The sequence below is a fragment of the Rhodanobacter sp. OR92 genome (genome assembly GCF_000427545.1).
In the GTDB taxonomy this organism is placed as follows: domain Bacteria; phylum Pseudomonadota; class Gammaproteobacteria; order Xanthomonadales; family Rhodanobacteraceae; genus Rhodanobacter; species Rhodanobacter denitrificans.
This window is the reverse complement of record NZ_ATYF01000006.1, coordinates 415,549-429,450: the sequence shown is the minus strand read 5'-3', so window position 1 is coordinate 429,450 and position 13,902 is coordinate 415,549. Positions and strand designations below refer to the sequence as shown.

Genomic DNA, 13,902 nt, shown 5'->3' with positions numbered 1-13,902 from the left:
CGGGTGGCGCACGGGCCGGTCGATGGACCGGAAACACTGCGCCGATCAGTCGTCGCTGGCAAGCGTGCCGAGGCGGATCCGCCGCTCGCCGCCGCGCCACGCCAGGGCGGCGATCAGGCCATGCCCGAGCGCCAGCCGCTGCAGCTGCCAGGCGCCGGCGTCGTCGCCGTGCAGCCGCCGCAGCTGCAGCCGTCCGTCCGCGCTGGCGACGCTGAGCCGGTCCAGGCCGAACGCGAGGCCGCGCCCCAGCGCCTTCAGCACCGCCTCCTTGGCGGTCCACAGTTCGAGGAAGACGGCGCCGCGCTCGGCCTCCGGCAAGGCGGCCAGCGCCGCGGCCTCCTCGGCGCAGAAAAAACGCCGGGCGAGCTGCAGTGCGTGCGGGCGTGGGCGCAGGCATTCGAGGTCGATCCCCGGCGCGACATGGCGGCCGACCGCGACCAGGGCATGGCCGCCACTGTGCGACCAGTTGAAGCCGAGCGTCGGGTCCAGCCCGGCGGCGAGCGCGGGGCGACCGTGCTCGCCCTCGGCCAGCACCACCTGCTCTGCCGCGATGCCGAGGTAGGTGGCCAGCAGTGCGCGCAGCGGTGCCCGCCCGCGCGACTGCTGGTGGTCCAGCCGCCACACATGAATCTCGTCATCGCGCAGGTGCTCTGCTACGTTGGCAAGTGTCGGTGCGGGCGCGGCGATCATCCGCGCATGGTGCCGCCGGCACCGCCATGGCACAAGCACGGGCCGCATGGTGCCGCGCCCGTCGATCGTCTGGCCGGGAGAAGGTGACTTGATTCAGGGGTGGATGCTGCTGCTGGTGTCGCTGCTGTACGTCGGGCTGCTGTTCGTGGTGGCCTACGCGGGCGACCGTCGGCCGCTGTACCCGCGCCAGCCGCGACTGCGGCCGATCGTCTACAGCCTGGCGCTGGCGGTGTACTGCTCGTCGTGGACGTTCTACGGCGCGGTCGGCACCGCCGCACGCGACGGCCTGGCCTACCTGCCGATCTACCTCGGCCCGATCCTGCTGTTCGTGTTCGGCTTCGGCCTGCTGCGCCGGCTGGTGCAGACGGTGAGGCAGCGCAACATCACCTCGATCGCCGACTTCATCGGCGCGCGCTTCGGCAAGTCGCACGGGTTGGCCGCGCTGGTGGCGGTGATCGCGGTGGTCGCCGTGGTGCCGTACATCGCGCTGCAGTTCAAGGCGGTGGCGATGTCGTACAGCGTGCTGGGCGGGGTCAGGCACGGCATGGTGACCGCCGGCGGCGTCGACAGCGCGCTGTGGTGCGCGGTGCTGCTGGCGGTATTCGCGATCCTGTTCGGCACGCGCAGCATCGACGCCACCGAACACCACCACGGCATGATGCTGGCGATTGCGCTGGAGTCGCTGATCAAGCTGCTCGCGTTCGTGGCGCTGGCCGGCTACGCGCTGTGGCAAGGCCCCGGGCTGGCCGATACCGTGCAGCTTCCGGCTGCCCAGCTGAGCCATGGCCTGTCGCCGGGTTTCCTGGCGCAGACGATGCTGGCGTTCTGCGCGATGTTCTGCCTGCCGCGGCAGTTCCAGATCGGCATGGTCGAATGCGAGGACACCGACGACCTCACCCGTGCGCGCTGGATGGTGCCGCTGTACCTGGTCATCGTCAGCGTGGCGGTGCTGCCGATCGTGGCGGCCGGCGCACACCTGCCGCTGGTGCGCGACGGCGCCGCTGACGCCTGGGTGCTGACCCTGCCGATGGCGCACGGTGACCGCGGCATGGCGCTGCTGGCCTTCATCGGCGGTTTCTCGGCGGCAACCGGCATGGTGATCGTGGCCTCGGTGGCGCTGTCGACGATGATCAGCAACGACCTGGTGATGCCAGCGCTGCTGCGCATCCGCCCGCTGCGGCTGGAGCAGCGCAGCGACCTGTCGCAGCTGGTGCTGGGCGTGCGCCGGGTGGCGATCATCCTGCTGGCGGTGATGGCCTACGCCTACTACCGGGCCGCCGCGAACGCGGAGAACCTGGCTGCCACCGGCCTGCTCGCGTTCGCCGCGGTGGCGCAGTTCGCGCCGGCGCTGATCGCCGCGCTGTACTGGCGCGGCGCCAGCCGTCGCGGCGTGATCGTGGGCCTGGCCGGCGGCTTCGCGGTGTGGCTGTACACCTTGCTGCTGCCGGCGCTGATCCGCTCGGATGGCTGGCTGCAGCACGGTCCGTTCGGCTGGGACTGGCTGCGCCCGCAGGCGCTGTTCCACCTGAGCGGCTGGGACCCGGTGATGCACGGCACGTTCTGGTCGTTGCTGACCAACGTGGGCTGCCTGGTGTTCGTCTCGCTGCGGCTGCGGCCCAGCCTGGAGGAGCGCCTGCACGCGGCGATGTTCATGGATGCCGATCCGGCCAGCCGCGGCGGCAGCGGCGACTGGCGCGGCCGCGTGGCGGTGGCCGACCTGCGCACCATCGCCGAGCGCATCGTGGGCGAGCGCAGCAGCGTGCGCGCGTTCGAGGAATACGGACAGCGCCGCGGCAAGCCGCTGCTGGCCGGCGAGGCGGCCGACCGCGCACTGATCCAGTACACCGAGCGGCTGCTCGCCTCGGCGGTGGGCGCGGCGAACGCGCGGCGCATCCTGATCAGCGCGCTGTCCGGCAGCGGCCTGGACCTGGCCGAGTCGATGGCGTTGCTGGACGAGGCCTCGCAGGAGTTGCGCTTCAACCGCGAGCTGTTGTCCACCACGCTGGAAAACGTTTCGCAGGGGATCAGCGTGGTCGACGCGCGGATGCGCCTGGTGGCGTGGAACCGGCGCTACCTGGAACTGTTCGACTACCCCGACGGCATGGTGCACGTGGGCGTGCCGGTGGCCGAGCTGATCCGCTGGAACGCCGAGCGCGGCGAGTGCGGCCCGGGCGAGGTCGAGGCGCACGTGGCCAAGCGCATCCAGTACATGCGGGCCGGCTCGGCGCACCTGTTCCAGCGCGTGCGCCCGGACGGCACGGTGATCGAGATGCGCGGCCGCGCGCTGCCCGGCGGCGGCTACGTCACCACCTATACCGACGTCACCGCGTACAAGCACGCCGAGCAGGCGCTGATCGAGGTGAACGAGACGCTGGAGCAGCGCGTCGAGCAGCGCACTGCCGAGCTGTCCGAGGCGCTGGTCGCCACCGCGCAGGCGCGGCGCGCGGCGGAAACGGCGAACATCTCCAAGACGCGCTTCCTGGCCGCCGCCAGCCACGACCTGCTGCAGCCGCTCAACGCGGCGCGCCTGTTCACCTCGGCACTGCGCCAGCATCCCGGACTGGACCCCGAGGCTAGCGGTCTGGCCGAGCGCATCGACGCCTCGTTCCGCGCCGCCGAGGACCTGCTCGATGCATTGCTCGACGTCTCGCGGCTGGATGCCGGCAGCTACCACCCCGAGGTCGGCGCGTTCGCGCTGGCCGAGCTGTTCGATTCGCTGACGGCGCAGTTCGCGGTGGTCGCCGAACGGCGCGGGCTGCGCCTGCGCGTGGTGCCGACGCGGCTGGCGGTGCGCAGCGACCCGCAGCTGCTGCGCCGGATCCTGCAGAACTTCCTCTCCAACGCGCTGCGCTACACCAGCAAGGGCAGCGTACTGCTGGGTGCGCGGCGGGTCGGCGTGGACGAGGTGCGCATCGAGGTATGGGACTCCGGCCCCGGTATCGCGGCGGAGCAGCGCGCGCGGATCTTCGACGAGTTCCAGCGGCTGGAACAGCCTTCGCCGTGGGGCGAGAAAGGACTGGGCCTGGGCCTGTCGATCTGCGACCGCCTGGCCGGCATCCTCGGCCACCGGCTCGACCTGCATTCGCGGGTCGAGCACGGCAGCTGCTTCGCGGTGACCGTGCCGCGCAACGAGGCGGTGCCGGTGCGCCGCCAGCGCGTGCAACGCAGCGGCACCGACAAGCAGCTGCCGCTGACCGTGCTGTGCCTGGACAACGACGCGGCGATCCTCGACGGCATGCGCGCCCTGCTCAGCCGCTGGGGCGTCGACTGCCGCATCGCGCTCGACGCGGCACAGGCGCGCGACGAACTGCGCCGCGGCACGGTGGACCTGATCCTGGCCGACTATCACCTGGCCGACGATGCCGACGGCCTGCAGGTGCTGCAGCAGTTGCGCCAGACGCTGGGCGACCTGCCGCCCGTGGCGATGATCACCGCCGACGGCAGCAGCGAGCTGAAACAGCGCGCCCGCGCGCTCGGCTACCCGCTGCTGCACAAGCCGGTGCGCCCCGCCGCGCTGCGCGCGCTGCTGACGGCGCTGGTACGCAGGCAGGGGGAGCCCGCGAGTTCAGCGGATTAGCAGGCCCGATACCGCGTCGGCCCCATCCGTTTGCTGGCGCGAATTCCGCCGTGCGTTCCGCCATGGGGCAATCCGGGCTTTCCGCGGTGGCGGATTGCCTTCGCAAGCCTGCCCAGGACGGCTTCAGGCGTCGTCGTCTTCGGGCAGCGGCTGCATCGCGCCGGGTTCGACCGCCAGCTGGCTGGCGATCAGCGCGACCTGGGTGCGGTTGTTGACGCCGAGCTTGCGCATGATCGCGGTCATGTGCGCCTTGACGGTGGCTTCGGAAACGCCGAGCTCCCAGGCGATCTGCTTGTTCAGCAGGCCTTCGGCGATCATCGTCATCACGCGAAACTGCTGCGGTGTCAGCGCGGCGACCTGCGCGGCAGCGGCGGCTTCGTCGGGCCTGAGCTCGGCGTTGCCGCCGACCAGTTGTGGCGGCAGCCAGACGTCGCCGTCGAGCACGGCGCGGATCGCCGCCACGATGCTTTCGCCCGAACTCGATTTCGGGATGTACGCCGACGCACCGTGAGCCAGCGCGCGGCGTGCCACCTGCGCTTCTTCGTGGCCGGACACCACGATGGTCGGCAGGCCCGGATACTGGCCGCGGATGTGCGCCAGCGCGGAATAGCCGCGCGCGCCGGGCATGTGCAGGTCCAGCAGCAGTAGCTCGGCATCGGGGAATTGCTCGATCAGGCCGAGCAGGGCGTGCACGCTGTCGGCGGTATGCACGCGTGCCTGCGGCATGGCGGCCAGCACCGCGCGCTGCAGCGCGTCGCGGAACAGCGGGTGGTCGTCGGCGATCAGGATGTCGGGCATGGCGTTCGTCGGCAAGGCGGGAGCGCACCCCGTGCGCGATGCTTTTGCTCTGCTGTGTGGAAAAGCACAGCGCACGGCGTGCGCTCCTGCCATTTCCTCATTTGATCAATCGCTCGTCCACCAGGTTCTTCACCACGCTGGGATCGGCCAGGGTGGTGATGTCGCCGAGCTGGTCGGGCAGGTTCTCGCCGATCTTGCGCAGGATGCGGCGCATGATCTTGCCCGAGCGCGTCTTCGGCAGGCCGGGCGCCCACTGCAGGTAGTCCGGCGTGGCGATCGGGCCGATCTCCTTGCGCACCCAGGCGATCAGTTCCTTGCGCAGCTCGTCGCTGCCGGTTTCGCCGGCGACCAGGGTGACGTACGCATAGATGCCCTGGCCCTTGATCTCGTGCGGGCAGCCGACCACGGCCGCCTCGGCCACCTTCGGGTGCGCCACCAGCGCGCTCTCCACTTCGGCGGTGCCGAGGCGGTGGCCGGACACGTTGATCACGTCGTCGACGCGGCCGGTGATCCAGTAGTAGCCGTCCTCGTCGCGGCGCGCGCCGTCGCCGGAGAAGTAGTTGCCGGGGTAGGCGCTGAAGTAGGTTTCGATGAAGCGCTGGTGGTCGCCGTAGATGGTGCGCACCTGGCCGGGCCAGGAGTCGGTGATCAGCAGGTTGCCCTCGGCCACGCCTTCCTGCACGGTGCCTTCGGCGTCGATGATGGCCGGCTTCACGCCGAAGAACGGCAGGGTGGCCGAGCCGGGCTTGGTGGCGATCGCGCCGGGAAGCGGCGAGATCATGATGCCGCCAGTCTCGGTCTGCCACCAGGTGTCGACGATCGGGCAGCGCTCCTCGCCGACCACCCGGTAGTACCACTCCCACGCCTCCGGGTTGATCGGCTCGCCGACCGAGCCGAGCAGGCGCAGCGACGCGCGAGAGCACTTCTTCACCGGCGCCTCGCCCTCGCGCATCAGCGCGCGGATCGCGGTGGGCGCGGTGTAGAAGATGCTGACCTGGTGCTTGTCGATCACCTGCCAGAAGCGGCTGTGGTCGGGGTAGTTCGGCACGCCCTCGAACATCACGGTGGTGGCGCCGTTGCATAGCGGGCCGTACACCACGTAGCTGTGGCCGGTGACCCAGCCCACGTCGGCGGTGCACCAGTAGATGTCGTCCTCACGCAGGTCGAACACCTGCTCGTGGGTGTAGCTGATGAACACCAGGTAGCCGCCGGTGGAGTGCTGCACGCCCTTCGGCTTGCCGGTGGAGCCGGAGGTGTACAGCACGAACAGCGGGTGCTCGGCCTCGACCGGGGTGGGCGCGCAGTCGGCCGACTGGCCTTCCATCAGCGTGTGCCAGTAGCGGTCGCGCGGCGACTGCATGTGCACCGCGCCGCCGGTGTGGCGCACCACGATCACGGTCTCCACGCTGTTGGTGCCGGGGCGTTCCAGTGCCGCATCCACGTTGACCTTGAGCGGGATGTGCTTGCCGGCGCGCCGGCCCTCGTCGGCGGTGATCACCACCTTGGCCTGCGAATCGACGATGCGCCCGGCCAGCGAGTCGGGCGAGAAGCCGCCGAACACCACCGAATGGATCGCGCCGAGCCGCGCGCAGGCCAGCATCGCCACCGCCGCCTCGGGGATCATCGGCAGGTAGATCGCCACGCGGTCGCCCTTGACCACGCCCAGGTGCTTCAGCGTGTTGGCGAACTTGCACACCTCGGCGTGCAGCTCGCGGTAGGTGATCTTGCGCGAGTCCTTCGGGTCGTCGCCCTCGAAGATGATCGCCACCTTGTCGCCGCGCTTTTCCAGCTGGCGGTCGAGGCAGTTCGCCGAGACATTGAGCTCGCCGTCCTCGTACCAGCGGATGTGCAGGTCCTTCGGATCGAACGAGACGTCCTTGATCTTGGTCGGCGGCTTGATCCAGTCCAGGCGCTGGCCGATGCGGCCCCAGAAGCCTTCCGGGTCGCTGACCGACTCGGCGTAGAGGCGGGTGTAGTCGTCGCGGCGCAGGCGCGACGCGGCGGCAAACGAAGGGTTGACCGGATAGAGCTTGGACATGGCTGGGCTCCTGCTGGCTCGGCGTGGAAGGTGGCGAAGGGGGATACCGCGGCAGGCGTCGACGCCCGGCGGTGCGCACGCTTCGAGTGTAGCCCGATCGTCGCGAAGGTAGCGGCGCGCCGCCGGCTCGACTTTGGTCGAAGTTCGACCAAAGGCGAATAGTCGCCCGCGTCGCAGCATGGCCATGCTCGGCTCGTCATCGACCCTGGGGAGACGCACGCATGACTCAACGACACACCCATCGTTACTCCGCGCTTGCCCTGAGCATGGCTTGCGCCCTGATGCTTCCGCTGGCCGGCCACGCGCAGGCGGACACGCGCGAGCAGCAACTTGAGCAGCGTGTGGCGCAGCTCGAGCAGCAGTTGAACGAACTGAAGGCCATGATCCAGGCGCAGAAGGCCGCGCCCGCGCCGCCGGCACCCGCGCAGAACGTGGCGGCGGCCCCAGTGGCGGCGACGCCGGTGTTCAGCAGCGCGCCCGGCGTGTCGGTGGCGCTGCACGGTTTCGTCAGCGCCAGCGCGTTCAGCCAGAACAAGAGCTTCACCTACGGCAACGGTCAGAACGCGCTGTTCCCGATCCCCGGCTCGAAAGGCTCGCTCTCCGGGGTCGACGTGCGCAACACGCGCTTCTGGCTCGACTTCAAGGGCGCCAAGTTCGCCGGCAACTGGAGCGGCGGCGGGCGCATCGAGATGGACTTCTTCGGCGGCTTCAACGGCACCGGCGCGTACAGCCAGCAGCAGCCGACGCCGCGTCTGCGCCAGGCCTACATGGACCTGACCAACCCCGAGAGCGGCACCACCGTGCGCATCGGCCAGCAGTGGGACCTGATGTTCCCGGTCGACAACTCGCCGACCTCGCTGGCGCACATCGCGTTCCCGCTCGGCTTCGGTTCCGGCTACGGCGGCTGGCGCTTCCCCGGCGTGGTGGTGATGCAGGACCTCAACCACGGCAGTACCGGTGCGCAGTGGCGGCTCGACGTGGGCGCGTTCGAGGGCACCTGGAGCGGACCGGGCAACAACGTCAACTACCTCACCGCCGGCAGCGCCGGCTTCCGCCCGCAGGTGGAGGCACGCTTGCACGTGCAGGACAAGAACTGGCTGGCGTACTTCTCGGCGCACTACAGCAAGGTCGACCTGCGCGGCGTGGGCGGCACCGCGCCGACGCCGATCCAGTCCAGCGTGAAGAGCACCGGCTACGAAATCGGCGGCCAGTGGAAGCCGGGCCCGTGGACGTTCAAGGGACTGGCCTACACCGGCAACGGCCTTGGCGAGATCTTCGGCGCGATGTCGCAGTTCGGCGACATCCAGGAGAGCGGCGGCTTCGTGCAGGCGGGCTACAGCTTCACGCCGAACTGGAGCCTGTATGCGTTCTATGCCTACAGCAAACCCGACAGCAAGGACGTGATCGCCTGGATGGGCAACGGCTCGACCGGCTTGCTGCGCAACCGCCAGACCGCGCTGAGCCTGCAGTACACCGCCGGCTCGTATGACCTCAGCGCCGAATGGATGCACGACAAGCTCGACTCCACCAGCAACGGCGTGGATCGCAAGACCACCACCGGCAACCAGTTCAGCCTCAACGCGCTTTATCGCTTCTGAGGTTCATGGCGGCGTGCCCCGGCGCGCCGCCGACCCACCTCCCGCGACAGCGGGAGGATGACGAGGTGCGGCCCGGGGCAAGGGACGGTCCGCACCTTCCGACTTCTCCCCAGCGTTCCGGGCAGAGGCATCTCACACCATTCGGGAGGGGAAACATCATGGCCAGCAATGCCATTGGCGCCATCGGCAACCAGGCCGACGCCGCGCTCGACGTCAGCCACAAGCGGGTGATCCTGGCTTCCAGCCTGGGCACCGTGTTCGAGTGGTACGACTTCTACCTGTACGGCTCGCTCGCCGTGATCATCGGCCACCAGTTCTTCTCCGGCCTGAACGAGGCCAGCCAGCTGGTGTTCGCCCTGCTGGCGTTCGCCGCCGGCTTCGCGGTGCGTCCGTTCGGCGCGCTGGTGTTCGGCCGGGTCGGCGACCTGGTCGGGCGCAAGTACACCTTCCTGATCACCATCGTGATCATGGGCCTGTCCACGTTCTTCGTCGGCCTGCTGCCCAGTTACGGCTCGATCGGGGTGGCCGCACCAGTGATCCTGATCGCGCTGCGCATGCTGCAGGGCCTGGCACTCGGCGGCGAATACGGCGGCGCGGCCACCTACGTGGCCGAGCATGCGCCGCACGGCAAGCGCGGCCTGTACACCAGCTTCATCCAGATCACCGCCACCTTCGGCCTGTTCCTGTCGCTGCTGGTGATCCTGGGCTGCAAGTGGATGCTCGGCGACAAGTTCAACGACTGGGGCTGGCGCATTCCGTTCCTGCTGTCCTCGCTGCTGCTGGCGATCTCGGTGTACATCCGCTTGCAACTGGCCGAGTCGCCGGTGTTCAAGCAGATGAAGGAGGAGGGCAAGCAGTCGAAGGCGCCGCTGACCGAATCGTTCGCGCGCTGGGGCAACCTGAAGCTGGTGATCCTGGCCCTGCTCGGCGCCACCGCCGGTCAGGCCGTGGTGTGGTACTGCGGCCAGTTCTACGCGATGTACTTCCTCGGCAGCACGCTGAAGATCGACGCCACCACCACGCAGTTGCTGATCGCCGCGGCGCTGGTGATCGGCACGCCGTTCTTCGTGGTGTTCGGCTGGCTGTCGGACAAGATCGGGCGCAAGCCGGTGGTGCTGGCCGGCTGCCTGCTCGCCGCGCTGACCTACTTCCCGATCTTCAAGGGCCTCACCCACTACGGCAACCCGGCGATCGAGGCGGCCAGCGTGGCGGCACCGGTCAAGGTGCTGGCCGATCCGGCTGGCTGCAGCGTGCAGATCGACCTGATCGGCAAGAAGGTCTTCACCAGCTCCTGCGACGTGGCCAAGAGCTACCTGGCCAAGCGCGGCGTGCCGTACGAGAACGTCGCCGCGGCGCCGGGCACGGTGGCGGTCGTCTCGGTCGGCGGCCAGGACTTCCCCGCGTTCGAGGGCGGCGCCCTGGCCAAGGCCGACTTCACCGCGCAGGGCAAGGCGTTCGGCGACAGCGTCGGCAAGGCCCTAGCCGCTGCCGGTTACCCGGCCAAGGCCGACCCGGCGCAGACCAACACGCCGATGGTGATCCTGCTGCTGACCATCCTGGTGCTCTACGTGACGATGGTCTACGGACCAATCGCCGCGTGGCTGGTGGAGATGTTCCCCACCCGCATCCGCTACACCTCGATGAGCCTGCCCTACCACATCGGCAACGGCTGGTTCGGCGGCTTCCTGCCCTCGGTATCGTTCGGCATCGTCGCGGCCACCGGCAACTTCTACGCCGGCCTGTGGTATCCGGTGGTGATTGCCACGATGACCTTCGTGATCGGCATGCTGTTCGTGCGCGAGACCAAGGACGTCGACCTCAACGACTGAGTACAGTCGCCTGGAAACCAAAAACGCAGCGGCTCGTGCCGCTGCGTTTTTGTTGGCCACGGTGAACCGGACGGGTCAGGCGCGCTTGATCAGGCCGATGAGCACCAGCAGCACGATCGCGCCGATCATCGCGTAGATGATGCTGGTGACGATCGGGCTGCCGAGACTGAAGCCGATGCCGAGCATCGGCAGCAGCCAGCCAGCGAGAAACGCGCCGATGATGCCGACCACGATATTGCCGAGCAGGCCGAAGCCGAAACCGCGCACGATCAGGCCGGCCAGCCAGCCGGCGATCGCGCCGATGAGCAGAAAAATGATCAAGCCGGATGCAGTCATCGTGAATTCCCAGGTAATGCGGGGCGGCAGGATGCCATGCCGCGATGTCAGCGCAAGCGTCCTAGTTCTGCCGTGCAGCGATCGTGATTGAAGCGTGATTCTGCCGACCCGCACCATGCACGCGCAGCGGCGATCCGGAAGCAGACGCTATGCTGGCAGCCGGGCTGCGTACGATGACTACGGGAGAGCACCGATGAGTAGCGCAGCAAGTTACGTTCACGGCGCCAGCGCGCAGCCGCTGCTGGGCGACACCGTGGGTTCGCTGATCGACCGCATCGCCGTCGCATACCCCGATCGACCGGCGCTGGTGGTGCGCGCGCAGGGCGTGCGCCTGAGCTACCGGCAATTCCACACCGAAGTGGAACGCATCGCTGCCGGGCTGCTGGCGCTGGGCCTCGAACCCGGCGAGCGCATCGGCATCTGGTCGCCGAACCGCGCCGAGTGGGTGCTGCTGCAGTTCGCCGCGCCGAAGGCCGGGCTGGTGCTGGTCAACATCAATCCGGCTTACCGCACGCACGAGCTGGAGTATTCGCTGAACAAGGTGGCTTGCCGCGCGCTGGTGCTGCCGCGCCGCTTCAAGACCTCGCATTACCTGGACATCCTGACCGAACTGGCGCCGGAGCTGGCCGCCGGCGTGCCGGGAGAGTTACGCGCGGCGCGGCTGCCGGCGCTGCGCGAGGTGGTCCTGCTCGACGACGAACCGGCGCCCGGCACGCGCGGCTGGTGGCAGCTGGCGGCGCTCGGCGACGCCGCGGCGCTGGCGCGGCTGCACGAGGTGGAACGCGAACTGGGCTTCGACGATCCGGTCAATATCCAGTTCACCTCCGGCACCACCGGCGCACCGAAAGGCGCCACGCTGACCCACCACAACATCGTCAACAACGGCTGGTTCATCGGCGAGGCGATGCGCCTCACCGAGTACGACCGGCTGTGCATCCCGGTACCGTTCTACCACTGCTTCGGCATGGTGCTGGGCAACCTCGCCTGCGTCACCCACGGCGCCTGCATGGTGATCCCCGGCGAGGGCTTCGACGCGCTGGCCACGCTGGAAACCGTGGCGGAGGAAAAATGCACCGGCCTGCACGGCGTGCCCACCATGTTCATTGCCGAGCTGGAACACCCGCGCTTCGCCGAGTTCGACCTGTCGACCCTGCGCACCGGCATCATGGCTGGCTCGCCGTGCCCGATCGAGGTGATGCGGCGGGTGGTCGGCGAGATGCACCTGGCCGAGATCACCATCGCCTACGGCATGACCGAGACCAGCCCGGTGAGCTTCCAGACCGTGCCGGACGACCCGCTGGAGCGCCGCGTGGACAGCGTGGGCCGGATCCATCCGCAGCTGGAGGTGAAGCTGGTCGACGAACGTGGGCTCATCGTGCCGCGCGGCACGCCGGGCGAGCTGTGCACGCGCGGCTACTCGGTGATGCTGGGCTACTGGGAAGACGAATCGCGCACCCGCGAGGTGATCGACGCGGCACGCTGGATGCACACCGGCGACCTCGCGGTGATCGACGCAGACGGTTACTGCCGCATCGTGGGCCGGCTCAAGGACATGATCATCCGCGGCGGCGAGAACGTGTACCCGCGCGAGGTCGAGGAGTTCCTGTACGCCCACCCGAAGGTGCTCGACGTGCAGGTGTTCGGCGTGCCCGACACGAAGTTCGGCGAGCAGGTGTGCGCGTGGGTCCGTCTGCGCGAAGGTGCCGGCGCCAGCGAAGCCGAGATCCAGGACTACTGCCGCCATCACCTCGCCTACTACAAGGTGCCGCACTACGTGCGCTTCGTCGACGCCTTCCCGATGACGGTGACCGGCAAGGTGCAGAAGTACCGCATGCGCGAGGCGATGGTCGACGAGCTCGGCCTGTAGGAGCGCACCCTGTGCGCGATGCTCTTGGCTGGATTGACCTCAGAGCATCGCGCACAGGGTGCGCTCCTGCCCGCAGCGACCTTATCGAGCCAGGCGATCGTGCTTCAGCGGATCCTTGCCTTCGCGCAGCCGCTTCAGGTCGTACTCGGACAGGCTGTCCCCGCGTGCGCTGCCGGCGATGCGCGCCTGCACGAAGGCCAGCGTGGTGGCGAAGACGCCGATCAGCCCGACCAGCAGCCAGAAGCCCCAGGCGCCGGCGCCGTGGCGGGTGAAGCACAGCACGAACGCGAACACGGTGGAGACGAGCAGCAGCCAGCGCATGAAGTAAGCCCCGACAGGTGGAAGCGCACCGCCGGCAGCGGCGGACGGCCGCATCATAGCGTCGCCATGGCGCGTCCGGCGCGCGCCGGATCACGCCGCGCAAAAATGTCGCGACGGCTGAGACGTCGCCGCGCGACACTGCCGCGATGGATCGTCCCTCGCCATTGCCGGCCTCCCCGGAACAGTTCCCCGCGACGCGCCCGCTCAAGGGCCGCGGCGCCGCCTCCAATCCGGAAGGCCGCTTCGAAAGCATCCGCCACCAGGCCGAGGACGACGGCTGGCAGAGCGCGCTGCTGGACGGGGATGCACCGCGCCCGCGCACCGAGGTCACCGAGGAGCGCGCCAAGAGCGTGATCACCCGCGCAGTGGATCAGGCCGTGTACCGCAAGCGGGGCGGCGGCGGTCTCGATGTCGTGGAGCATGGCGCTCATTTCAGTCTCCCAGCAGTCGGGTCAGTTGCCGCAGCACCGAGGCGGCAGGCAATTCGAGTTCGTTCGCATGGCGCGCCAGCGCCTGCAGTTGCGGTTCGAGCAGGGCCAGCCGGTGGCTTTCGCTTTGCGCGGCCTTGCGCATGGCGATAACGGCCATGCCCTTGCCGCGCAGCCGTTCGACCAGGCCTTCGCTTTCGGCGATGCCGTAGGCGCGCGACACGGTCATCGGGTTGATTGCGTGGAAACCGGCGACCTCGCGCACCGACGGCAGCCGTTCGCCGTGCGCGAGCTGGCCGCCGGCAATCAGCCGGCGCAGCTGCTCGACGATCTGCCGATAGATTGGCTCCGGCGCGGTGGGTTGAACGGTAAGCAGAGAAGCATCCATGTGTATCAGTACAGCAATACACTTAGCCGCTG

General features: G+C 69.0%; 10 protein-coding genes and 1 pseudogene. 5 read left to right on the top strand and 6 right to left on the bottom strand.

What is annotated here, in order from left to right:
* Positions 1-45: 45 nt before the first annotated feature.
* Positions 46-690: a 4'-phosphopantetheinyl transferase superfamily protein gene (locus RHOOR92_RS0104915; RefSeq protein WP_015446343.1), complete on the bottom strand. Its 645-nt coding sequence runs from the start codon at positions 688-690 to the stop codon at positions 46-48.
* 88 nt (positions 691-778) lie between these two features.
* Here RHOOR92_RS0104915 and RHOOR92_RS0104910 point away from each other — a divergent pair, with 88 nt between their 5' ends.
* Positions 779-4,267: a PAS domain-containing hybrid sensor histidine kinase/response regulator gene (locus RHOOR92_RS0104910; protein ID WP_027485070.1), complete on the top strand. Its 3,489-nt coding sequence runs from the start codon at positions 779-781 to the stop codon at positions 4,265-4,267.
* A gap of 123 nt (positions 4,268-4,390) precedes the next feature.
* On the opposite strand, the gene RHOOR92_RS0104905 is transcribed toward RHOOR92_RS0104910, so the two are convergent.
* Together RHOOR92_RS0104905 and acs are read right to left on the bottom strand one after the other, a co-directional pair.
* The gene (locus RHOOR92_RS0104905) at positions 4,391-5,065 is read right to left on the bottom strand and encodes a response regulator transcription factor (protein ID WP_007510051.1); all 675 of its coding nucleotides are present in this window, start codon (positions 5,063-5,065) and stop codon (positions 4,391-4,393) included.
* Between the two features lie 97 nt (positions 5,066-5,162).
* Positions 5,163-7,103, bottom strand: a complete 1,941-nt coding sequence (gene acs, locus RHOOR92_RS0104900; RefSeq protein WP_007510054.1) for an acetate--CoA ligase — start codon at positions 7,101-7,103, stop codon at positions 5,163-5,165.
* A gap of 221 nt (positions 7,104-7,324) precedes the next feature.
* Here acs and RHOOR92_RS0104895 point away from each other — a divergent pair, with 221 nt between their 5' ends.
* Together RHOOR92_RS0104895 and RHOOR92_RS0104890 are read left to right on the top strand one after the other, a co-directional pair.
* Positions 7,325-8,701: a carbohydrate porin gene (locus tag RHOOR92_RS0104895; RefSeq protein ID WP_027485072.1), complete on the top strand. Its 1,377-nt coding sequence runs from the start codon at positions 7,325-7,327 to the stop codon at positions 8,699-8,701.
* 158 nt (positions 8,702-8,859) lie between these two features.
* Positions 8,860-10,530 (top strand): MFS transporter, encoded by a 1,671-nt coding sequence (locus RHOOR92_RS0104890; protein ID WP_015446347.1) that lies wholly within the window; start codon positions 8,860-8,862, stop codon positions 10,528-10,530.
* 75 nt (positions 10,531-10,605) lie between these two features.
* Here the strand turns inward: RHOOR92_RS0104890 and RHOOR92_RS0104885 are convergent, their stop codons facing one another.
* Positions 10,606-10,983, bottom strand: a complete 378-nt coding sequence (locus tag RHOOR92_RS0104885; protein WP_231378329.1) for a GlsB/YeaQ/YmgE family stress response membrane protein — start codon at positions 10,981-10,983, stop codon at positions 10,606-10,608.
* 76 nt (positions 10,984-11,059) lie between these two features.
* Between RHOOR92_RS0104885 and RHOOR92_RS0104880 the strand changes: the two genes are divergently transcribed.
* Positions 11,060-12,733, top strand: coding sequence for an AMP-binding protein (locus tag RHOOR92_RS0104880; RefSeq protein WP_007510062.1), 1,674 nt, complete (start codon positions 11,060-11,062; stop codon positions 12,731-12,733).
* 81 nt (positions 12,734-12,814) lie between these two features.
* On the opposite strand, the gene RHOOR92_RS0104875 is transcribed toward RHOOR92_RS0104880, so the two are convergent.
* Positions 12,815-13,054: a hypothetical protein gene (locus tag RHOOR92_RS0104875; protein ID WP_007510064.1), complete on the bottom strand. Its 240-nt coding sequence runs from the start codon at positions 13,052-13,054 to the stop codon at positions 12,815-12,817.
* Positions 13,055-13,200: 146 nt separating this feature from the next.
* Between RHOOR92_RS0104875 and RHOOR92_RS19920 the strand changes: the two are divergent.
* A pseudogene (locus RHOOR92_RS19920) lies at positions 13,201-13,416 on the top strand (radical SAM protein); the annotation flags it as partial.
* 70 nt (positions 13,417-13,486) lie between these two features.
* Here the strand turns inward: RHOOR92_RS19920 and RHOOR92_RS0104865 are convergent.
* Positions 13,487-13,870, bottom strand: coding sequence for a GntR family transcriptional regulator (locus tag RHOOR92_RS0104865; protein ID WP_007510068.1), 384 nt, complete (start codon positions 13,868-13,870; stop codon positions 13,487-13,489).
* Positions 13,871-13,902 lie beyond the last annotated feature (32 nt).